The organism is Microbulbifer mixtoriginis (SeqCode), from assembly GCF_052467945.1.
In genome coordinates this window covers 4618674-4638855 of the sequence record NZ_CP174328.1, presented here as the reverse complement: position 1 = coordinate 4638855, position 20182 = coordinate 4618674, and the positions used below count along the sequence as shown (strand labels likewise).

The window sequence follows — 20182 nt, the reverse complement described above, 5'->3', positions numbered from 1 at the left end:
CCTCCTTGTACCTATTCTACTCCTCTAGAAATGTCACAAAAGACGCAATTACGACAAAAACAGACATACCGATTGCAACGCAAAATACGCTGTGGATAACAGCTCGATTTCTATGTCCCCTTATGTACTCGTGTCGCAAGCCACAGATATTCGCTATTCAGAAGTGCTCATTCCTTCAAATTTCTCCTTTTATAATTTCAACTGAGAACCGTCGAAGCGGATAATCAAATGGAGATATTGCAGAGCAAAGAAATCAGTATGGGGATAGGTGAGAATTCATGAGGAAAAATAGGTTTAGCAGAGTGACCGGTATAGACCTGTCACTCTGCTGTGAGAGAGTATAGATTGACAAAACTCTGGTATAGATCACTACAGCTCTGTATCCGACTTAGTTATACTTCCCGAGTGACAGCTTAGTGCCTCAATTACCCCGACTTCGGCCAAAGAACAAGATTTATGCTCTTTTCATCTGCCCTAATAGCCATGGTTATGGCCACCACCACACCAAATAATTGTACCGATGGTATTGCCCTGGCAAGAGGGGTAGCCGCCATTGCAAACGAATACCCTTGGTTAAGCGCAAACAAGAAAGACTACGTATTACGTAACTATCATCGTATGTACATCATTATTCCTAAAAAGCCCGATACCAATATCAAGGGTGGTGGTATGCCAACGGCTACAGTAGGTAAGGAGAACTGTGAGGTAATTAATGTTCACCTAGCTCGTTAATTTATTGTCGAACACTAATAAGATGTACTTTAACCTTGCTTTTTATAAACCTGCGTATTGTTAGTTTCATCGCATTCCTCCACGATGTTTTTATAGTCTGCGGTCACTTCCAGCACCGCATCAGGATCAAATACCCAATAATTCAAGGTAAAGATGAGGGTTATCGTCGCACTAACGGCTAAGGCTGGGATTGCTTGAACATCATTGGCCAAAGTATCGGGATCGATCAGGCGAGCAAAACTTGCGGCAGCTGCCATTTGCCCGACATTGGTGATATCTACAGCAATCAGGGATTGCCCTGAACCAGAGTCCCAGATTGGATCATGAATTTTGCTCACGATCAGGTCTGGTTTATCACATACACATAAGCACATGTAGTGATCATCTTCAATTACTCCAAAGGGTGTACCCGCATAACAATTAGCTTTGTCGTCAAATTGATTACCATATAACCAATGGGCCAGTGGATCATCATATGGCTTTTCAATAATCTCTGGATTGCGAGTGATTTTACAAACATTGGTTCGTTCAAACTCCTCTGTCATTTCCTTTGTCAATTCAGATTCTGGTGTAGCACCGACCCAAATTGCACAAGTTCTACGACAGGTCAATGGACCCTGACCTTGATAGAAGTTAGGGTACCAACCAGCATTATAGTTCTGCATACTTATATCCTGAATCGGATCTGCATAACTGATTATCGCAAAAATCAACGTCAGTAAACTAGCTAAAAAACTGATTATCAGTCTCAACATGTTACCCTCCATAAAGTATTTTTTTACTAACTATTTTACCCTTCAACCACATATCAAATAAAAACTACATTCTATTGGCTGGAGAGATTGTAAAGCGACCTTATGGAATATCTATATATAGCTGGAAAATATTGGCGGGATTTAACCTTAAACAGTTGCAGCTCTCTTATTTATCATGATTTTTTTAATTTTAAATTCAGTTTTATAATTAAGACACTTCAGCGCTAGAGAAAATGTAAATATAACCAAGATACAAAGCATATATCCTCATCCATCCACATTAACTTATCCTCTTATAATCAAGGGTATTAAACGTGTATTTTTAATACCCTAGCACCCTAATTACTACTGAGTGAGAACATCCGAAAATAAACAGAAAATACTAAAATTCCGCGACGCTGTATAAAACTGCCAATGTAGCTCCAATTGAAAGCATTAGCGGATACACAACAGATAAGAAAGAATACTTAATCAAAGTCATAATCCAACCTTGTCTATATAAACGCTTTTGCATGATCAAAAGATATACAGGCATCCAAAAGACAAGGATAGATATTAAACTCCACGTGATCTGCTCAACCCATGGATAACCGCCAAACCAACCCTGAACATTAAGTAGAAGAGTCGTCAGTAATAGTGCCAAACTAATAAATGCATGGCTATGTAATGCAACAATTAAGTGTTCCATATATAACCTTCGCTTGAACAGATAAAGCACCCATAACATGAATGCAAAAATAGGCAGCATAATAAATAGTGTGGAAGGTAATGAACCAAGAAAAATCTTCTTGAAACGATTGGGATCAGCTTCAACTAGATCACTATTTTTTTCGATCTTTAGCAAGAATTCAGCCACGCTATCCACCAGGGATTGTGGTACACCTGAAAATCTTGGGCGTTCAGCTTTGTTATCCCAACAAGCTCCACCAATCTTTACATTGCAATGTTCACCCTCTTCACTATCAAAAATATCAACTACCAATTTGGGCTCAGCCCTCTGAAATTCATCGATCATTTCACCAACTTTTTTTGGAGCCTCATTCGGCAAAAACTCAGTCTCGACATCCTGATTTGATGTGTCTGATATAGTATTTCTCCCTTCATCAAGGGGCTGCTTTATATCAGATACTTCCTCAACCACAGCCTCATCATTCTCAGATGAATAATCCTTCCAATCAGTACTAAGCTGAATTGAAAAAAAGGTTGTTATACATAAGAAAATAAACAAACGTACTGGGCTGACATAACGTACCCGCCGTCCAGCAAAATACTCGACTGTTAGAAAACCAGGACGAAACAGCAAAGGCGCCAGAGTGCGTACTATACGCGAATCAAGCGCTAGTAATGTGTCAAAAAAATCCCCGATTATGTTGGAAAATTGGCGCACCATTCCTTTTACAGGCTGGCCACAAGAATAACAGTGTGGCCCCAAAAGTTCGGTCTTGCAGTTTGCACATTCAGCAACACTTCCTTTTATATGTTCAACTGTTTCTGAACAACTCATTACCTCTATCCTTTTTCTACTTCTAGGTATCAACCATAAAAACGTTCTATTTCTTTGCATCTTATTATGTGAAGAACGTCCAAAAAATACTAGCCACTGATCAATTTCTTTTATTTCAAGAATAGCTAAAAACTAGCACTAAAGCTCTGCCAAACTCCAGAGAACAGTCAAAGCCGCACCCAAGGCCAGCAAAATCAAATAAGCCCCTCCCAGAAAAGAGTATTTACATAAGGTAATAAGCCACCCCTGCTGATATATACGCTTTTGCATCCAAAATAGATAAATGGGGACCCAAATAATTAGCAGAAAAAACAGATTATCAAAAAGTGAAGAGATTACATTGTAATCAGAAAACTTTTCGCTTGCGCTGTAAAACAGATTGGCAGTTAAAATACTTAAACAAATAAAAGCATGACTGTGCAGTGCAACAATCAAATGCTCCATATAAAGTCGACGTTTGAAGATGTAAGCTACCCACAACATCATGGCGAAAATTGGCAACATGATTATTAAAGTAGAAGGCAAGGCTCCCAGAAATGCTTTCTTAAGTCGATTTGGATCTTCAGTGACTCGTTCTACATTTTTATGGGCACTATCTACTTTTTTATTAACCCAATCTTCCAAAGAATCAGGAATCCAGCCAACTTGAAAAAACTCTTCATCTATTTCGGTAATAGTTTCATTTAGCCCCGAAGCAATAGCATCCTTAGTGAAATATTCGGATTGCTTTGATGCCCCTGTAACACCGTTCAGATTGACATTAACTTTATCTAGATCCGTATTCAGTTCGTCTAAACCCGTCTTAATTTCAATGCGTTCTTCAACAAGATCAGATTCTACCTCCTCTAAATTGATGACCACCAAATTATCTTCAGCATGTTTTTTTTGGAGGTCTTTTAAATTCTCAACAGCCTGATCAAGACCTCTTTCGGCAGACTCCGTATCCACAACTACAGATTTATTGCCACCAAAGTTAATAGCCCAGTCACTATTAATCTGAGTAACAAAAAAACTGGTGATACAAAGAAAAATAAACAACCTTACAGGACTTACATAGCGGACTCTACGACCTGAAAAATATTCAGTAGTTAAAAATCCAGGTCGAAAGAATAAGGATGGCACTGTTTTCCATGTACGCGAGTCAAATGCCAGTAGAGTGTCAAAAAAGTCTCCAATTATGGAGGAGAAATGACGCACCATCCCCTTGACCGGCTGACCACATTTGTAACAGTGAGGTCCCAAAAGTTCAGTTTCGCAGTTAGCACAACGATTTGATTTTTGAGCAGAATGATTTGCGGATGCCGTAGTACTCATTACCTATTACCCCTCGAAATTTAAAATAAATTTCCGAATTACACAAAACGTATTTATGAGCCCAAGTCCCAATTAACGAGCCAAATTAAAAAACCTCAACTAGTGAAAGTTCACTGATTAAAGCTTTCAAAAGGAATATAATTTCGTGAAAATTTACAGGCGCAGGTCAGGAAAAAATAGAAACGCGCCAATTTTAGGCGCGTTTTGCAAGGCTTTTGGCAGTAATTGCTGGGTATTAATTATCCAGTAGGAAACGAGCAATAGTTCGCAAGCCATGTCCCTTGGCACCAGCGGCCCAAAGGTCATTGGCACTTGGCTGGTAAGAGCCAGAGAGATCTATATGTACCCAGTTGCGGCCCTCCTCCGATACAAAACGAGCAAGGAAGGCCGCCGCAGTTGAAGCCCCAGGGCTACCGTCAGCGCCTATATTAGAAATATCGGCAAAGTTAGAGGGAGTCTGCTCCAGATGGAAGGGCTCCAGTGGCAAGCGCCAGGCTTTCTCATTTTCATGTGCTGCAGCATTCAGTACCTTCTGTGCCATTTCATCTTCAAAGCTGAAGACTGAATTAAAGTCGCGGCCTACAGCCATTTTGGCAGCACCCGTCAGGGTAGCGGCATCCAAAACAAAGCGAGGCTTATCTTCCCCTGCGGCGAGTAGGCCATCCGCTAATACCAGACGCCCTTCCGCATCGGTATTCAGCACTTCGACGGTGACACCATTCTTGTATTCAATAATATCGCCCAACTTAAATGCGTGGCCGGAAACCAGGTTCTCCGCACAGCAAAGGTACAGCTTCACTCTTTTTTCCAGACCACGCGCAATGGCCAGCGCGAGGCCTCCAGTCACCATAGCGGCACCGCCCATATCAGATTTCATGGTGGCCATGTTGCTTGAGGGCTTAATGCTGTAGCCACCGGAATCGAAGGTGATCCCTTTGCCCACCAGACAGATATCCACCTCAGCATCCGCATTGGCTGTAGGGTTGTAGTCGAGCTGTAACATGGCCGGCTCGCGCACGCTACCACGGCCCACATTGTGGATACCAACAAAGCCATCGCGCAGCAAGTCATCCCCGGCCACTATGCGATAGTTAACTGCGCTCGGGGCAAGCTTCTGTAGCATTTCCGCCGCGCTCTCCGCCAGCACCCTGGGAGAAACATCATCCGGCGTGCCATTGGTAATCTCGCGGACCCAACACGCAGCATTTTCACGTGCTGCCAGTTCTTTTAGCTCGCCAGCATCCTCGCTGCCCCAGTGGATTTTATTATTGATACGTGGATTAAAATAACCGCCCCAGAAAGCCCAGCGACTTTCGATATCCCAACCCTCACCGCTGAGTATCACCTCATTGATTCCCATGCCATCGAGGCGCCGAGCCGCGCGTTGCGCCGCCACCAGTGCAGCACCTTTGGCCGCACCAATATGGATATGCGCTTCGCTGCCATTAAAACTGAGTAACGCCGCCTCGCCCCAGGGCTCTCCTGCAGTGCCTTCCACCAAATAAACGCGCATAGCTTTTGTCATACAACACCTTTTTTGAAACTTGTGTGCCAATTTTATTGGGATTCACGCTGCATTCTAACAGTACATCAAAAATACTCGACGATTGCGCCGCCACGATGACGGCGGATAAACTGTTAGAAAGAAACACAATAAACCTTCAGGAAGAAAAGTTTTTAGGGAAAATTCATGGCTGAATCCTGCCGCTACCATTCCAGTGCCGATGCATCCTGGCAGTGCCAACCCTGTCAGCGCAAATACTGTAGCGAATGTATCCCAGGCTCCAGTGCCAACTATCAGGGCCTTGGACCCGAGTGTCCGTTGTGTCGCGATCCAGTGGAGTATATCGGTGCCAGCAACAGTGCTAAGCCCTTTTGGCAGATGGGAATTTTTTATTTTCTCTACGCCTTAAAACCAGGTCCCCTGGCGATCATAGCACTGGCAGCTGCAGCCAGTTTGCTAATCTCAGGCCTGGGTCTTTTAGCAATCGTGGCCTTGGTGGGCATCGTTGCCCTGGTGAGCCGCTACAACTTGCTGGTTATCGAGCGGCTTGCCAGTGGCCAGTTGGAAGCTCCCGGAATTGGCGATGCCCTGGACGGTAATAGTGCACCGCTGTTCTTGAAAGTCATCGCTATGACCTTGATTGCCGGTTTTGTTGGTTACAAGCTCTTCTCTTTCGGTATGGGTGCCGTGCAGCTTTATGCTTTTGCCCTCTTCCTATTTGCGCCGGCAGCGATGATTGTACTGGCCCTTGAACACAGCCTGCGTGCGGCGATCAATCCACTTAAGTTACTACAATTCACTTTGATTATCGGCTGGCCCTACTGGCTGTTGTGGATTACCACCACTGCGGTTTCCGCCGCACCCAACCTGCTGATGGCCATTGCCATTGAAAAGCTACCCCCCTGGTCCCTGAGCCCGGTGATTGCAGCCACAACTACCTATTTCTATATCGTAACTAGCGCCATGATGGGTTACATCTGCCTGTCGCGGCAGCAAAAACTGGGTATTCAGGCCGAACTGGATGATGAAAGTACCTTTCTGGAAGAGGATGAATTCAACCGCGCACGCGCTTTGGCCGATGCACAGATTTTAATGCGCGAATCGAATCTTCCAGCCGCACGTCAGGCGCTGGTAGATGGCTTGCGCCGCTACCCCAATGATGAAGCCCTCAACGAACGCTACTACCGCTTGCTACTGGCAACCCAGGACCAAAAAGCCCTGCGGGAACTTGGCCCCCATTTACTGGATAAGTTCATACAACTCAACCGGCCACACAAAGCGGCGGAACTTTACCTGGCCACCGAGCCGGCCCCCCCTATTGTAAAACCCGAGCTTCGCCACACCCTAGCCAAGGTGCTCTATCAACAGCACAAATACCAGCTGGCGGCGCAATTATTGAACAATCTACACAAGGAAAGTTATCTACAGCTGGATGCGGCTTACCTGCTGCTGGCACAGGTATATATGGATGGGCTGAACCGCGAAGATCTGGCCAGGAAATTACTGCAATTCATTAGACAGAAATTCCCCAACAGCACTCTACGCAATCAAATCGATACCCTGTGGAAAGTACTAAATAGTTCAGAGAACACACGCCAATAAATTCACAGAGTCAACGAGTCAGTAGCCTGTACCGATAGCACGCTTCCAGGAGAGGGTTGCGTGCTTTCTCTATCCGTTTATTCCACCCGGTAGAAAATCAGAAGCAATCTCACCAGTGCTTTAAAGCCCTATTCCATAGATAGAGGCAGCGGGCAAAGCCATTATAGATTTTGTTAAGACACCATCGCAGACCCGGTGTTTTTGACAACCTTGCTTTCCACTGTTCACTGGGAGAGTTCTCCCAAATCGCTATAAATGCTTCGTAACCCACTTGCAGGTGCCCCTGTGTATCAATCACGTGCAAGCGCTCTCGCACAAATTCCAGGTCCACATCGAGCTGCTGTGCTTTGGCATTATCAAGGTGAACATCTTCCCACTCCACACCGCAAGTGGTGTTTTTCTTCTTCTGAGCACGGATACCCGCATCGCATACCGGACAGGCAGAATTGTAGAAAACACGTACTTTTGTGGCCATACAGAATCTCTGTCTGTGGAGTTAACGAGGGTGCTCGATATCTTTATGATCCACTAGTTCCCACGGTAACCCCTTATTACGGTAAATCCTCTTATTCTTATTGGGGTAGTCTGCTACATCATGATCCAGGCGCTGGCCCACTACGATACAGCGCAGAATATCGTTTCCGGTATTTTTCATCACATGGGGAAGGCCATTAGCCGGATATCCGATAAAGTCCCCTTCACCCACTATATAGTTTTCTTCGCCGATGAATACTGAAGCCTGCCCCTGCAGGATATAGACACATTCATCTTCAAATTTGTGGCAGTGATACTCTGTGGATTCGTACCCAGGCTCTATTTCAATAATGTGAAAGCCAAAGCCACTTATCCCGGTCATGTCTCCCAAGGATTTATTGCGGCGCACTGCATTCGGGTTGAGGAAGTGCACCTTGTGCTCCCCCTCCATATCCAGGATTTGTTCTTTTTTAAGAATATATTTATTCATATGGCTCCCCTGCCAATTTGATCTTATGGATGCTTACTGGGATCTGTCTAACTGCCAATGTATCTTAATAAACAGGTTATTATCCTCTAGGGCTGTCCAGATATTTCCATCCCCTGGGTTAACGCCTTCATTTCCCGCGCACGCCCCTCCTCGCCCAGACGTCGGTAATAATTCACCAGAGTCATACCTAATTTGGGTATCAACGGGTGCTGTACTTTTTGCGCAATAAGCTTGTTCAAGAGTTCATCGAGCCAGGGCCAGTTTTTGGCTTCAGCAGCGCGGCGCGCCATCAGCAGGCAAGTTTTGGCAGTTAGGGCTCGAGGCTTCTGCGTAGTTTGCAGGTAACTGTAATAACCGGAGGAAATAATACGAGCATCAACTGTTGGGTTGGCCGCCTGGGCAAATAGCGCCAAATTGGCTCGGTGATACGCCTCACTATCGGGATTAATCGCGGTCAACTCGATAAAGCGCTGTATCAGCGGTAGGTGGTCGGGATACTGACGTACTGCGGAGGCCGCAGCCTCTGCGGCTTCGAGCAACTTACCCTCTTCCTGGAATCGATCGATGCGCGCCAGCGCGCTCTTTTGCGGGGATGGTAGTTCCTCTTCTTCCTGCGGCATCGCCTTTAACGGTGGTCGCCAGTAAATCAGCAGTAAGGCCAGAACAAATCCAGCCAGCAAGCCGCCGGTATGGGCCCAATAGGCGATCCCGGCATCACCATATAAGTAGCCAAACACTTCCTTACCCAGCCACAGGGGCAACACCATCAGAGCCGGCGCACTGAACTCGCCAAACATAAATCCGACGGTGTAAAAAAAGCGCAAGCGCCGCACTCCGTATATAGCAACGAACATCCCCATAATCGCCGATACAGCGCCAGAAGCACCGACCATAGGTACATAACTACCCGATTCAACCAACATATGCAGGCTAGCCGCAGCCAAGCCACCGAGAAGATAAAGGGTGATAAACCAAAGCCCCCCCAGCGCCAGCTCAACCGATAAGCCAAACAGCAGCAAAAACACCATATTGCCAATCAGGTGATCCCAGCTGCCGTGTAAAAACATATGACCAAAAAGTCCAGCCGCGCTGGGCTCCGCCGGCGTCAGACCCAGGGCCATGCTGCTAATCTTGTCGCGCAGCCCGGCAAAATGCTGGCGCTGCTGTAACCACTGGGTTTGCCCCTCCTGTTCTAGCCGGGGTAGTAACCACTGGTGAAATTCCGTATTCCACAGTAGTTCCCGATAGACAAATTCCTCGCCCTCCACATCCATCTGCAGGCGCCACTCGGGATGCTCCTCATTGACATAAATCAGGAAGCGCTGCTCCTCCAGATCCGGTAAGTCACTGTCGAAGTAATATTCCTCAGCCTGCTGCCAGCGGGCATCGTCACCGCCCTGGTAGAACATAAATACCAGTAAGTTGGCGAGGATTAGCACAAAGCACATCAGAGGAGGTCGGCGCCAGTCTGGTTTATTCTGGATCGGGATTATCAGCACGGGCAGTTCCTTGTAGATATTGCACGAACGCCCAATAGCAAAACGCTGCAATAAAAATAACAGGGATGGGGCCGACATCACCGTCGGCCGTTTGGAAAATACTACGCCTGTTCACCGCAACTCAAGCCCGATTCTCTCCCTGGGTTACTACTTTCTCCCTGCGCGAGTAATCATTGCCGGTGCATCCCAACTGCGCAGGTGCAGATCCCGCTGTGGGAAAGGCACCTCGATACCCTTTTCACGAAATTCCCGTAACAGTTCTAAATTGTAAAGCGCATAGGAGTCACCCAGAGATGTGACCATGTTACTATTCACCCATACCACCAGCTTAAAATTCAGCGCGCTATCGCCAAATTCCATCAGCCAGACTTCAGTTTTACGCTTCCAGTCGGTATGAGTGATATTGACCCGCGAGGCGGCCTCCAGTGCAGCTTCCCGCACCAAGTCTGGATCGGAGGCATAGGAAACACCAAAGGACACATGAATACGACGCACCGGGTCATCGAGGGTATGGTTAATCACCCGCCCAGCGACAAACTCGGTATTCGGTACCAGGATATCCACATTGTCGCGGGTGGTGATACGGGTTGAACGCACATTGATATCGCGGATTCGGCCAAAAACACCGGACTCCAGCTCTACCAAGTCCCCAACCTTCAAGGGCCTTTCGAACAGTAAAATAAGCCCGGAAATGAAATTGGAAAAAATAGCCTGCAAGCCAAAACCAATACCTACAGATAGGGCTCCAGCCACCAGTGCCAGCTTGGAGGTATCCAGGCCGAGCATACTCAACACCACAATCAGGGCGACGCCGATATAGGTGTAGTGCAATACGCGACTCAGGTTATACATGGAGGATTCGCTGGCGTGTTCCCTGCGTACCAGCCGGCGTAGGAAGGCGCGAGTCAGCACCGACAGCAACCAGGCGCAGACCAACACAAATGCCATCCTGGCAATCAGGCGCAACGTGATCGGGTTTTGCGCGATAGTAAACAGCTGGTAATCCGCCAGAGTGCGCCAGCGTTTGTATACCTGGCGGCCGGTTAGCGCCAAACGTTCGCGAACCGTGGCCCACCAGCCCTGGCGCTCACGGTAAACTTCAAGTTGGGCCTTCTCGTAACGCTGGATATCCTGCTCCAAGTCGTTGGCCCGCGCCAGACCACTGCCGATCCGTTCAAAGTAGGCCCACCAACGGCTCAGATCGGCACTTTCCTCCTCATCGCGCCAAGCCACCACCTGCCGCTGTCGGATCGCCAGCTCCCGCGAAGTGCTATCGATCACCGCATTGGCATTCTCCAGCAGCTCGCGACTGACAACCAATGTCTCCTCGCCAGTTTCTGGATTCAATACGCGGTTGATGGATTGCAGTAACTCACTCTTGCGCTTACCCAGGTGTTCCTCTAAAAGGTCCACCTCCAGCTGCATCAGGGTGAGGTCCTTTTTCATATTGACGTCGGGGTCAGTGGAGGGCTCGGTAGTGCTCTGGATACTGGTGCGGGTAGCGGCGATACGCTCAATTTTCTTATCGCTGTCGGTGATGGATTTCTCCAGCTTTTCGGCATCCTTCTCACTGAACTGCAGGTCGTCGAGCATACCGCGCAGCTTGGTTTCCGACAGTTCGATTTTTTCCTGCCAGGTGCCGAGAAACTCATTCACCGTATCCAGCTGCTCAATAATATTCAGGTGATTGATCTGCGCCAATAACAGCGCTTGTGCCGCCTGATCTTCTTCCTCACCTTTGGCATCACGCAGCACAATTACCTGCTTGCGCAACTGCGCCAAGGATTGCGATCGGCTAGCGCGCAGCTGCCGCGCCTCTAGCTGCACACCACTCAGGCGGCGTTGACCGCGGCTAATGGCCGCATCGGCGCGGGCCCAGTCGAGTACACTAGGGTTTTCCGGAAACTTCACCTCCGGCATTAACTCAACTTTTAAATACTCCTGCCGCTTCTTCCAGGTGACCTCCACCCCCTCCAGGCTCTGGGTAATTTTTTTCGCCCCTTTTTGCAGCGCCTCATCCTCTTCAGGTAATTCTTGCTGCCACTCTTGCCAACCCTTTTTAATGGCCTGTAGCCACTCTCGTCGCTGCTCCGGCGATGCATTGGCCCAGCCGGTCCACCAATCTGCAGAAGGATCGGCAAACTCAGGCACCACCGCCTTGAATTCCTTGGGCTTGGAACCGGGTAACTGGGCACTAGCGGCCAGAGAGCAAAGGGCGAAAAAAATCAGGCAGAGGGCGATCGGAAAAAAGTGGGAAAGTCGTTGCCCGGTGCGAGTCTTAGGCTTATCAGTAAAGAAGTAACCACCAACACCCAGCATAAAATACACATCTGTCCATGAAGCAGTATCAGCAAGGGGAAGACCTTGCCCCTAGGGGCTTATTTCTTGAGTGTAGCCGAGAGCGGCCAGGCTCTCGGCTCTTCAACTTAAAGGGGCTCAGTAGCGTCTGCGCCCATAGCTGCGCATACAATTGAGGTATTGTCTGCGATAGGCGCGAGTACTAATCACAGATACCCTTCCGGGTCTATGCACACTTCTCACCAGATTGGCTGCTCTGGCCTTGCAAAACACTTCCCTACGACCGAGATTTCTGTCAGGGCGGCGGACATTTCTCGAATGGCGTAGCTGGCTGGCATTGCGGGAGGATTCGTATTTAGGAGGATAGGCTCGGGTAGATTCGTAATTGGGCGGATAGGCACGCGGGTAAATTCTTACTTCGGGTGCTAGGGGATTGCGATTGTAATTACGCCAATTGGCCGGAGGGGTAACCACCACAAATTGGTTGTCTTTAGGGTCAAACTCGAAAAAAGTGCCATTCCCTGCTCGCCGGTAATCCTTGCCACCGAGGTAAAAGGATGTGCCTGTTGGTACTTCCGGCACTCTAGCCCCGAGTGGTGGCTCCACACGGGTGTAACCATCTGGTCCCTGTCGGTAGAAATATCCATCTGCATAGAAATAAATTTCATTGTTGGCTTCGATAAGGCGCGCCCCGTCCAGAAGGGGCACCACCTGCGTCTCCGCGAGAGGTGCTGAGGCAATCGTCAGTAACAGCAGCGCAAGCAGGAAACGCATAAGACACCTCGACGAGCAAGTAAATGTCGCAGAAGTGTATTGTAATGGAACTCTGTTCCCCAATTTAATTAAAGGAGACTGGTATCAATAATTCAGTCAGCCACCGCCAGAACACTGCTGTCATCTTTATCGCGCACCACCTCTGATAATATCTTCACCTCCTGCCCCGGTTGCAGGCGCTCGGCACCGCGCACGATAACCCGGTCGCCATCTGCGAGTTCACCGTAAACGGCTATCCACTCTCCATCACCGCTGCCAACACGAACCGACAAACGCTCTGCTTTATCCTCTTTATCCACACGGTAAACAAAGGTTTCGCCATTGCGCAACACCAAGGCGTCACGCGGAACTGCCATGGTGTCGCGGGCCTCAGACAGGGGTACCGCCACCTGTACCGGCATGCCCACTACCCAGTCCCTCTGCTGTGAAGCCTTGCCGGGCAGCTGCACCATCAGCTTAACTCTGCGAGAGTTTTCGCTAGCCACAGGTACATACTGGCGCACATGACCGCTGATAATCCGTGCTTTGGCGCGCTCACTCTCGGAGAGGGACAAGGCATCGCTGCGCACCGAAATACTGTCGCCGGCACCAATCAGGGGCAGAGCAGCCAACGGAATATCTGCCTCCACCTCCAGCTGGGACATATCCAGCGCGCGCAACAGCTCGGAGCCGGTGCGGACATATTCCCCCGCCTGCAACTCGCGACTCACCACCAGGGTATCGAAGGGGGCGTCAATGTTGGTCTTACCAAGTTCATAGGCGCGCCTATCCCGCTCAATCTGTGCGGCCAACAGATCCTGGGCCATCGCCTCGCGCTCGGCCTGCTGTTCCTCCAGCGCCGCACGGGAGGTGCTGTTGGTTTCCGCCAATTTACTCAGTCGATGCAGCTGCGCGTCCAGGTAGGTGAGACGCGCCTTCAGCTGGGCAATACGACTCTCGCTATTACGTAGCTGCAAGCGCCAGTGGGTCCCATCCAACTGCGCCAGGCGCTCACCTTTTTTTACCAAGCTACCGGGCTCAGCAACAAACTCCAACACGCCATCCAGTTCAGAGGAAATACGAATATCGCGACGGCTCACCACCTCCCCCGCGGACCACTGGCTAGCTGCCATCTGGCGGGTCTCAGCCCGATCCACAGTGACCGCCACGGCGCCACTCTGGGCCAAAACCGGTCCCACAGAGGTGAGGGACAGGACTACTCCGGCAAGTAACTTTTTCATTGGGAACTCCTCAGGGCCAGTCTTTGACGCAAGCGGGTAAATTGCGGCACAGGCAGGCGACCGGTCTGTAACAGCGCCGGTAATAAAATCAAGGTAAACAGAGTACTGACCGCCATTCCACCGACAATCACGGCGGCCAGACCGCGGTAGATCACACTTCCTTCGCCCGGAGCTACCAACAGGGGCAACATACCGAATACGCTGGTCAAGGTACTCATAAAGATCGGCCGCAGGCGCAGGCGCAACGCCTGTTCCACCGCCTCTATCCGACTAGCGCCCGCGCCTTCCGCTGAGCGGGTCTGGTGTACTAACAAGATGGCGTTATTCACTACCAACCCCAGCAGAATAACGAAACCAATCATGGTGAGAAGATCGAGGGGCTGGAAGCTGATCAAATTCAGCAACTGCAGTGCCAAGACCCCGCCGACAGTAGCCAGCGGTACGGTTAACAGCACCAGCCCAGCATCGCGCAGTGAACGAAACAAAGCGCTCATCAGCAGGAACAGAATCAACAGCGCCAACAGGAAGTTCTGTGAAAGGGATACCAGAGCTTTATCCAAATCACTAGCGTTCCCTCCCACCAGAATACTGCCATCCTCGGGCAGAGCCTCGCGAATTTTCGGCAGCACCTCTTCCTCAAGCTGGGCGCGTACTTCCTCTAGAGAGATGTCATCCGGTGGCACAATATTCAGGGTAATAGTGCGACGACCATCCACTCTACGCAGATTGCCCGGGCCCACGGTGCGCTCCACACTCGCCAACTGGCTCAGCGATACCACCTCTCCACGGGGAGTGACCAACGGCGTATTCTGCAACTGTTCCGGTGTACTCCAAGGCTTGGCCTTGAAAATCATATCCAGGCGTTTTTCCCCGTCGAAGTATTCACCCACATAGAGGCCATTGCCGAGGGTGCGAATCAGCCCCCCCATATCCTGGCGGTTCCAGCCTTGCTCCAGCATGGCGCGGTCGTTAGGGCGCACAGTCAGCTCTGGTTCAGACAGAGACAGACCCGGGTTAGTCTGCACTGGGGTGCCCGGCATCACCTCTTCCACCACTTCAACACCGCGGGCAGCCGCGCGCATCAATCCATCAGCATCGCGGGATTGCAGGTGCAGGGCGATATTGCGATCTCCACCAAAGCGGCTAAACAGGTTGCCCCTTGCGGCGAAGCCCTGAAAGTCGGGGATATCTACCAGGATTTCCTCACGCAACAGCGTCTCCATCTCCTTGGCCTGATCCATATCCTTAACACGCACGCCCATATTTCCGCCGCTGGGCCAGGTAATGATGTAGTAGTTTTTGAGAGCCGGCTCGCGCTCACCACTCATAAAGGGTGCCATGCGCCGGTCCAGTTCGTTGACGATATCCTTTTCGATAGTTTTGGTATTTGTAGCCGCGGGGAAATTCATCCATACATCCACCGCATCCCTTTTTACCGGCGGTAAATAATCGAGATTGGGTAATAGGAAATAAGTTGCGGCAATAGGCACCAGCAGAAAGCCACCGATCACCTGCCAGCGACGCGCACGGGTACCGGTCAGTGCCATAACCCGAGTGGCAATTTTCTCCCACACATGAGCTAGGCGATCCTCACTGGAAATCGAGGGCAGCCACAGTTTTGCCGCCAGTGGCACTATGGCAATAGCTGCCAACAGGGAAAATACCACTGCCACTGCAATCGTCAGAGCCAGATCACCAAAAACCTGTCCCTCGACACTGTTGAGGAAAAATACCGGCAGGAAGATCGCTACGGTAGTGGCAGTACTCGCCAGCAATGCACCCCAAACCTGACCGGCGCCCTGTTCCGAGGCCTCCTCCGGATTGCTGCCTTTTTCCCGCAGACGCACAATATTTTCCAACACCACAATTGCCGCATCGAGCACCATACCGGTAGCGAAAGCAAGGCCAGCAAGGGAAATCACATTGACACTGCGCCCAGCGGCAGACATGACAACGAAGGTGGATAAAAGGGAAATGGGAATAGCGGCTGCCACAATCAAAGTAGCGCGCATACGCCGCATAAACCACCAGAGCACCCCCACCGCCAGCAATATGCCCAAAATCATATTACCGCCAAGTAAATTGAGGGCGCGGTAAACGAATACCGAGGCATCGAAGGACTGCACCAGTACCAGCTGTTCGTTTTTCAGCTTGGTCTCATTCAGTTCCTCCACTTTCTGTTTTACCAGCTCCAGAGTGGCAAGCATATTGGCATCGTTTGCGCGGTTGATGCGCATAGAGACAGCCGGATTGCCATTTTGTGTGGCCACTCCGCGGGGCTCAGAGGGCCCTACACGCACCTCGGCAATATCACCGAGGCGCACTGGCTGGCCATCGCGCCACTCCAGCACCAGTTCGGATAAATCCGCCGGCTTGTACTCACCGACAAAACGCAGTGTGTAGCGGCGACGCCCGACATCGGTAAAACCACCAGAAACATCTCTTGCCGAGGCCAACTGACGGCTGATCGCCGGCAACTGAATACCTAAATCGGCCGCTTTCCAAGGGTCGAAAATAACCTGCAGTTCCTCTTGCGCGGCACGACCGGATTGAGCCTCCACACTTGCCACACCCGGCACAGACTCCAGCTCCGGCCGCAACACATCCTCAATCAGGCCGGTAAAGTCGTCGAGGTGGTTGGGATTTTCAGGCAGTTTCTGCAAAAAGAAATAAGTAAGTGCATTGGTACCACCGCCCCAACCACCTAACATTACCCGCGGCGGTTCCGCATCTCGCGGCAAAGGCGGCAAGCTGCTCATACGGCTGATCACATCAATCAGCACCTTGTCCATGTCGGTGCCCATACTGAATTCGAGATTTACCCAAGCACCGCCACGGCCAGCATTCACCTCCATGGTTTCCAGACCGGTGAGGCCCTGCAGAACCGATTCAATCGGCTCGACAATTTCTGCCTCCACCTCTTTCGGTGCGGCAGCACGCCAGCCCGCCTGGATAACAATACGCGGGCTTTCGATATCGGGGAAAAGCTGTACTGGTAAGCGGCTGGCAAGAAAAGCCCCCAGCAAGACTGCGAACACCACTACCACGCCGGCGGCAGCAGGATTTTTCAGAGCGGCTTTTGTCAGTGCCATTCCATAGGCCCTTAATTATATATTTACGGTTAGTGTGGCAGTGACCCAGACATGTCCTGATCTATTTCACTGTCTCTGACAAAATACTGGTGCAGAGATCGTAAATCTGCAGTTAGTATGTCGGTTCGCACCCGGTTTATTTTCTTGGAAAAAATACCATTTTTCTGGGGGTGATAGGCATTATTCCAGACACTCTAGCTCTGGGCCAATAACCGCACTTCCTGTGCTGCGCGATATGCCCATCGCTGGAGGCCGACGGGCTAGGGAGAGGAAGGCTAATACATTAGGAATTGCAAACAAGGCCGTTGCGACAAAATGTCGGGAATATTCGATCAGGTTACTGAGTGAATTTTTATTTCCACTAGGCGCAAAAACACCTCAAAGAAAATGCTGCACTTTACTCTTATAGCTGCGGCTCATTTTCAGGCACTCGCCACTGTCCAACACCAGGTGATATTCACCATTAATATGCGCGCGAATTTCCCGTACACGGCTTAAATTTACGATAGTGGAGCGGTGAATGCGCTGGAATAATTTTGGATCCAGCTGTTGTTCCAATTCCTTCATGGTAATGCGCATCACATGGGTTTCGCCCTGGGCGTGTACGCACATATAGTCCCCGGCAGCGTCAATCCAATCGATTTCCCGTGCCGGCACTAGGGTGATCTTGCCAGAGTCCTTCACAGCGATTTTATCCGGGTAGGCGCTGCCGGCAAACTGGCCGCTGACCAGTTTCTGCTCCAGTGCCTCCGGAGATTCCTTGGTCAAATCCGCAACCGCCTCCAACAGCTGCTCGCGCTGTATGGCGATATCTGCCGTGGCCATTTTTTCCCGTGCGCGAGTCAGAGCCAGTTGCAGTCGCTCCTCTTCGATGGGTTTCAATACGTAATCTACCGCGTTGACCTCGAAGGCCTCCACCGCATACTGATCATAAGCCGTTACGAACACCACCTGGGGCAGTTTTTCCAGGGGTATTTGCTGCACCAGCTGCAGACCATTGACGCCAGGCATCTGAATATCCACAAACGCCACATCCGGGTTTAGCTGCAGAATAATTTCCAGAGCCTCGCGGCCGTTGCCGCACTCAGCGACTACATCGACACCGGACATATGCTCCAGGCGCAGGCGCAGGCCGCGACGTGCCAGGGGTTCATCATCGACAATTACTGCGGTCAGGTTTTCAACTGCACTCATCTCGTTATTCCTGTTCATAGGGAATGCGGATATTCACCGACAGCCCACCCTGTGGACGGTTGTGGAAACGCACTCTCTGATCATCGCCATACAGAGCACGCAAGCGCTCACAGGTATTGCGAATACCAACACCGTAACCTTTGCCTATCAGGCGCAACTCCTCTTCCGGCATACCCGGACCATTGTCGCTCACTTCGAGCAGTAACTCCCCTGCGAACACTCGCGCCTTGATATTGATCTCGCCACCGCTCTCCAGTTGAGAGATACCGTATTTAATTGCATTTTCCACCAGAGGTTGCAGTAGTAGGCTGGGCACCAATGCCTGGGGCGAATCGCCCTGCAGATCCAGCCGTACCCCAAGGCGATCGGCAAAGCGTACTTTCTCGATATCCAAATACAACATCAGGGCCTCCACTTCCTTGGCCAGGGTAACCTTTTGCATGGGGTCATTATCGAGAGAATGACGCAAAAACTGAGACAAGCGTGTGACCATATTGTTGGCGGTGCGCCCATCGTTATCCAAGATCAGAGTGGAGATAGCGTTTAGCGTATTGAAGAGAAAGTGGGGATTCAGCTGGTAGCGCAGCATCTTTAACTGGGCCTGATGCGCCATGGATTCCGCACGCAGAGCCTTGGCCCGCTGAGTCTGTGAAGACCGATAATACTTGATGCCGTAATACAGCGCCGCCCAGGTGGTAAGGATCATAAACGAATAGGAGAACCAATACGTAGCCTGCCATACCGGGTGCTCATCGCTCGCCTTACCGTACAGCCACAGGGAGCCACCAAACTTGATTGCCGCCCACACAGCGGCTGCGCCAATCACCAGTAGCTGTGAACCAAAGAATCGAGTCACCGGAGGCTTGTTCCATAGGCGCTGAAAGCCGAAACGCATGACTTCACTAAGAAATATCCCGGCGACGGTGGCCACCGCAATATAACCCGAGTGGATCCAATGGTCCTTCACCCAGAAAAAGCTGCCGATAAAAGTCAGCAGCGTGTAGCCGGCCCAACCACTGAGTTGCAGGGCCCAGTACTGGGACCTGTGGCTCGACAGGCGCTCTGAAAGCCACTGAAATGCTTTGTTTCCCATAATCTCCCGCTAGAGGCGTAAAAAGATAACGCCGATTTGACACTTTTGTATGGCTTCATACTAAATGGCACCGATCGCCGGCGAAACACCAACCGGCGCAGCACAGGGACAAACTGCCGCATGACACACTGGTTATTCAAATCCGAACCCGATGAGTACAGCCTGCAAGACCTCGCCGCCGAAGCCAATGGCAGCGGCCGCTGGGATGGTATTCGAAATTACCAGGCGCGCAACTTCTTGCGCGATCAGGTCGCCGTGGGCGATGGGGTGCTGTTCTATCACAGCGCCTGTAAGCTGCCGGCGGTGGTGGGCACCGCCGAGGTAGTGCGCGCCGCCTATGCGGACCCGGCGCAATTCGACCCCGAGAGCAAGTACTTCGACCCCAAGGCCAGCGCCGATAGTCCGCGCTGGTTCTGTGTGGACCTGGCATGGCGCAGCGAATTCAAACGCCCGATACCCCTGGCAGAAATCAAGAAGGATCCACAGCTGGCGGAAATGGTACTCGTCAGGCAGGGGCGGTTGTCGATACAGCCGGTGCGCCAGGAAGAGTGGAATTACATCGTGAAATTGGGCGGGCAATAAAACCGGAAGCGAAAACTAGAACGGGGCGGTTACATACCACCCCGAAGTGATTTAT

16 protein-coding genes are annotated in these 20182 nt (G+C 50.5%); 3 read left to right on the top strand and 13 right to left on the bottom strand.

Annotated features, from left to right (window positions below):
• Window positions 1-456 precede the first annotated feature (456 nt).
• On the top strand, window positions 457-732 hold the full coding sequence (locus ACJJIJ_RS20140; RefSeq protein ID WP_444903723.1) for a hypothetical protein: 276 nt from the start codon (window positions 457-459) through the stop codon (window positions 730-732).
• Window positions 733-761: 29 nt separating this feature from the next.
• On the opposite strand, the gene ACJJIJ_RS20135 is transcribed toward ACJJIJ_RS20140, so the two are convergent.
• The 4 genes from ACJJIJ_RS20135 to pepB all read right to left on the bottom strand — a co-directional run bounded on the left by ACJJIJ_RS20135 (window position 762) and on the right by pepB (window position 5830).
• Entirely contained in the window at window positions 762-1487 is a 726-nt protein-coding gene (locus ACJJIJ_RS20135; protein WP_444938264.1) for a CARDB domain-containing protein, read from the bottom strand.
• 382 nt (window positions 1488-1869) lie between these two features.
• Window positions 1870-2991 (bottom strand): DUF3667 domain-containing protein, encoded by a 1122-nt coding sequence (locus ACJJIJ_RS20130; protein ID WP_444938263.1) that lies wholly within the window; start codon window positions 2989-2991, stop codon window positions 1870-1872.
• A 138-nt stretch (window positions 2992-3129) separates the two neighbouring features.
• A complete protein-coding gene (locus ACJJIJ_RS20125; RefSeq protein WP_444938262.1) occupies window positions 3130-4305 on the bottom strand; it encodes a DUF3667 domain-containing protein in 1176 nt (391 codons plus the stop codon).
• Window positions 4306-4540: 235 nt separating this feature from the next.
• Window positions 4541-5830 carry an aminopeptidase PepB gene (gene pepB, locus ACJJIJ_RS20120; protein ID WP_444938261.1) on the bottom strand — a complete coding sequence of 430 codons (1290 nt, stop codon included), beginning with the start codon at window positions 5828-5830 and terminating at the stop codon, window positions 4541-4543.
• Between the two features lie 165 nt (window positions 5831-5995).
• On the opposite strand from pepB, the gene ACJJIJ_RS20115 reads away from it, so the two are divergent.
• Complete coding sequence (locus tag ACJJIJ_RS20115) at window positions 5996-7411, top strand: hypothetical protein (protein WP_444938260.1); 1416 nt, start codon at window positions 5996-5998, stop codon at window positions 7409-7411.
• A gap of 109 nt (window positions 7412-7520) precedes the next feature.
• Here the strand turns inward: ACJJIJ_RS20115 and ACJJIJ_RS20110 are convergent, their stop codons facing one another.
• The 9 genes from ACJJIJ_RS20110 to ACJJIJ_RS20070 form a co-directional block, all read right to left on the bottom strand.
• Window positions 7521-7886, bottom strand: a complete 366-nt coding sequence (locus ACJJIJ_RS20110; RefSeq protein ID WP_444938259.1) for a thiol-disulfide oxidoreductase DCC family protein — start codon at window positions 7884-7886, stop codon at window positions 7521-7523.
• Between the two features lie 21 nt (window positions 7887-7907).
• On the bottom strand, window positions 7908-8375 hold the full coding sequence (locus ACJJIJ_RS20105) for a cupin domain-containing protein (protein ID WP_444883608.1): 468 nt from the start codon (window positions 8373-8375) through the stop codon (window positions 7908-7910).
• Window positions 8376-8461: 86 nt separating this feature from the next.
• The gene (locus ACJJIJ_RS20100; RefSeq protein WP_444938258.1) at window positions 8462-9952 is read right to left on the bottom strand and encodes a rhomboid family intramembrane serine protease; all 1491 of its coding nucleotides are present in this window, start codon (window positions 9950-9952) and stop codon (window positions 8462-8464) included.
• A 69-nt stretch (window positions 9953-10021) separates the two neighbouring features.
• Window positions 10022-12193, bottom strand: coding sequence for a mechanosensitive ion channel family protein (locus ACJJIJ_RS20095; protein ID WP_444939596.1), 2172 nt, complete (start codon window positions 12191-12193; stop codon window positions 10022-10024).
• Window positions 12194-12310: 117 nt separating this feature from the next.
• The gene (locus ACJJIJ_RS20090) at window positions 12311-12946 is read right to left on the bottom strand and encodes a DUF6515 family protein (RefSeq protein WP_252084322.1); all 636 of its coding nucleotides are present in this window, start codon (window positions 12944-12946) and stop codon (window positions 12311-12313) included.
• Between the two features lie 92 nt (window positions 12947-13038).
• A complete protein-coding gene (locus ACJJIJ_RS20085; RefSeq protein WP_252084321.1) occupies window positions 13039-14166 on the bottom strand; it encodes an efflux RND transporter periplasmic adaptor subunit in 1128 nt (375 codons plus the stop codon).
• A complete protein-coding gene (locus tag ACJJIJ_RS20080; RefSeq protein ID WP_252084320.1) occupies window positions 14163-17258 on the bottom strand; it encodes an efflux RND transporter permease subunit in 3096 nt (1031 codons plus the stop codon). The genes ACJJIJ_RS20085 and ACJJIJ_RS20080 overlap by 4 nt, the downstream gene beginning before the upstream one ends.
• Window positions 17259-17636: 378 nt before the next feature.
• Window positions 17637-18452, bottom strand: a complete 816-nt coding sequence (locus tag ACJJIJ_RS20075; RefSeq protein ID WP_252084319.1) for a LytR/AlgR family response regulator transcription factor — start codon at window positions 18450-18452, stop codon at window positions 17637-17639.
• 4 nt (window positions 18453-18456) lie between these two features.
• Window positions 18457-19545 carry a sensor histidine kinase gene (locus tag ACJJIJ_RS20070; RefSeq protein WP_252084318.1) on the bottom strand — a complete coding sequence of 363 codons (1089 nt, stop codon included), beginning with the start codon at window positions 19543-19545 and terminating at the stop codon, window positions 18457-18459.
• A 120-nt stretch (window positions 19546-19665) separates the two neighbouring features.
• Between ACJJIJ_RS20070 and ACJJIJ_RS20065 the strand changes: the two genes are divergently transcribed.
• Window positions 19666-20127, top strand: coding sequence for an EVE domain-containing protein (locus tag ACJJIJ_RS20065; RefSeq protein WP_252084317.1), 462 nt, complete (start codon window positions 19666-19668; stop codon window positions 20125-20127).
• The last annotated feature ends 55 nt before the right edge of the window (window positions 20128-20182 follow it).

What these genes read in the sequence shown, in the direction of transcription:
- ACJJIJ_RS20125 (WP_444938262.1), bottom strand. Translation starts at nt 4,305, where the DNA reads ATGAGTACTACGGCATCCGCAAATCATTCTGCTCAAAAATCAAATCGT.
- ACJJIJ_RS20085 (WP_252084321.1), bottom strand. Translation starts at nt 14,166, where the DNA reads ATGAAAAAGTTACTTGCCGGAGTAGTCCTGTCCCTCACCTCTGTGGGA.
- ACJJIJ_RS20080 (WP_252084320.1), bottom strand. Translation starts at nt 17,258, where the DNA reads ATGGCACTGACAAAAGCCGCTCTGAAAAATCCTGCTGCCGCCGGCGTG.
- ACJJIJ_RS20075 (WP_252084319.1), bottom strand. Translation starts at nt 18,452, where the DNA reads ATGAGTGCAGTTGAAAACCTGACCGCAGTAATTGTCGATGATGAACCC.
- ACJJIJ_RS20105 (WP_444883608.1), bottom strand. Translation starts at nt 8,375, where the DNA reads ATGAATAAATATATTCTTAAAAAAGAACAAATCCTGGATATGGAGGGG.
- ACJJIJ_RS20095 (WP_444939596.1), bottom strand. Translation starts at nt 12,193, where the DNA reads ATGCTGGGTGTTGGTGGTTACTTCTTTACTGATAAGCCTAAGACTCGC.
- ACJJIJ_RS20115 (WP_444938260.1), top strand. Translation starts at nt 5,996, where the DNA reads ATGGCTGAATCCTGCCGCTACCATTCCAGTGCCGATGCATCCTGGCAG.
- ACJJIJ_RS20100 (WP_444938258.1), bottom strand. Translation starts at nt 9,952, where the DNA reads ATGTCGGCCCCATCCCTGTTATTTTTATTGCAGCGTTTTGCTATTGGG.
- ACJJIJ_RS20090 (WP_252084322.1), bottom strand. Translation starts at nt 12,946, where the DNA reads ATGCGTTTCCTGCTTGCGCTGCTGTTACTGACGATTGCCTCAGCACCT.
- ACJJIJ_RS20135 (WP_444938264.1), bottom strand. Translation starts at nt 1,487, where the DNA reads ATGTTGAGACTGATAATCAGTTTTTTAGCTAGTTTACTGACGTTGATT.
- pepB (WP_444938261.1), bottom strand. Translation starts at nt 5,830, where the DNA reads ATGACAAAAGCTATGCGCGTTTATTTGGTGGAAGGCACTGCAGGAGAG.
- ACJJIJ_RS20110 (WP_444938259.1), bottom strand. Translation starts at nt 7,886, where the DNA reads ATGGCCACAAAAGTACGTGTTTTCTACAATTCTGCCTGTCCGGTATGC.
- ACJJIJ_RS20130 (WP_444938263.1), bottom strand. Translation starts at nt 2,991, where the DNA reads ATGAGTTGTTCAGAAACAGTTGAACATATAAAAGGAAGTGTTGCTGAA.
- ACJJIJ_RS20070 (WP_252084318.1), bottom strand. Translation starts at nt 19,545, where the DNA reads ATGGGAAACAAAGCATTTCAGTGGCTTTCAGAGCGCCTGTCGAGCCAC.
- ACJJIJ_RS20140 (WP_444903723.1), top strand. Translation starts at nt 457, where the DNA reads ATGCTCTTTTCATCTGCCCTAATAGCCATGGTTATGGCCACCACCACA.
- ACJJIJ_RS20065 (WP_252084317.1), top strand. Translation starts at nt 19,666, where the DNA reads ATGACACACTGGTTATTCAAATCCGAACCCGATGAGTACAGCCTGCAA.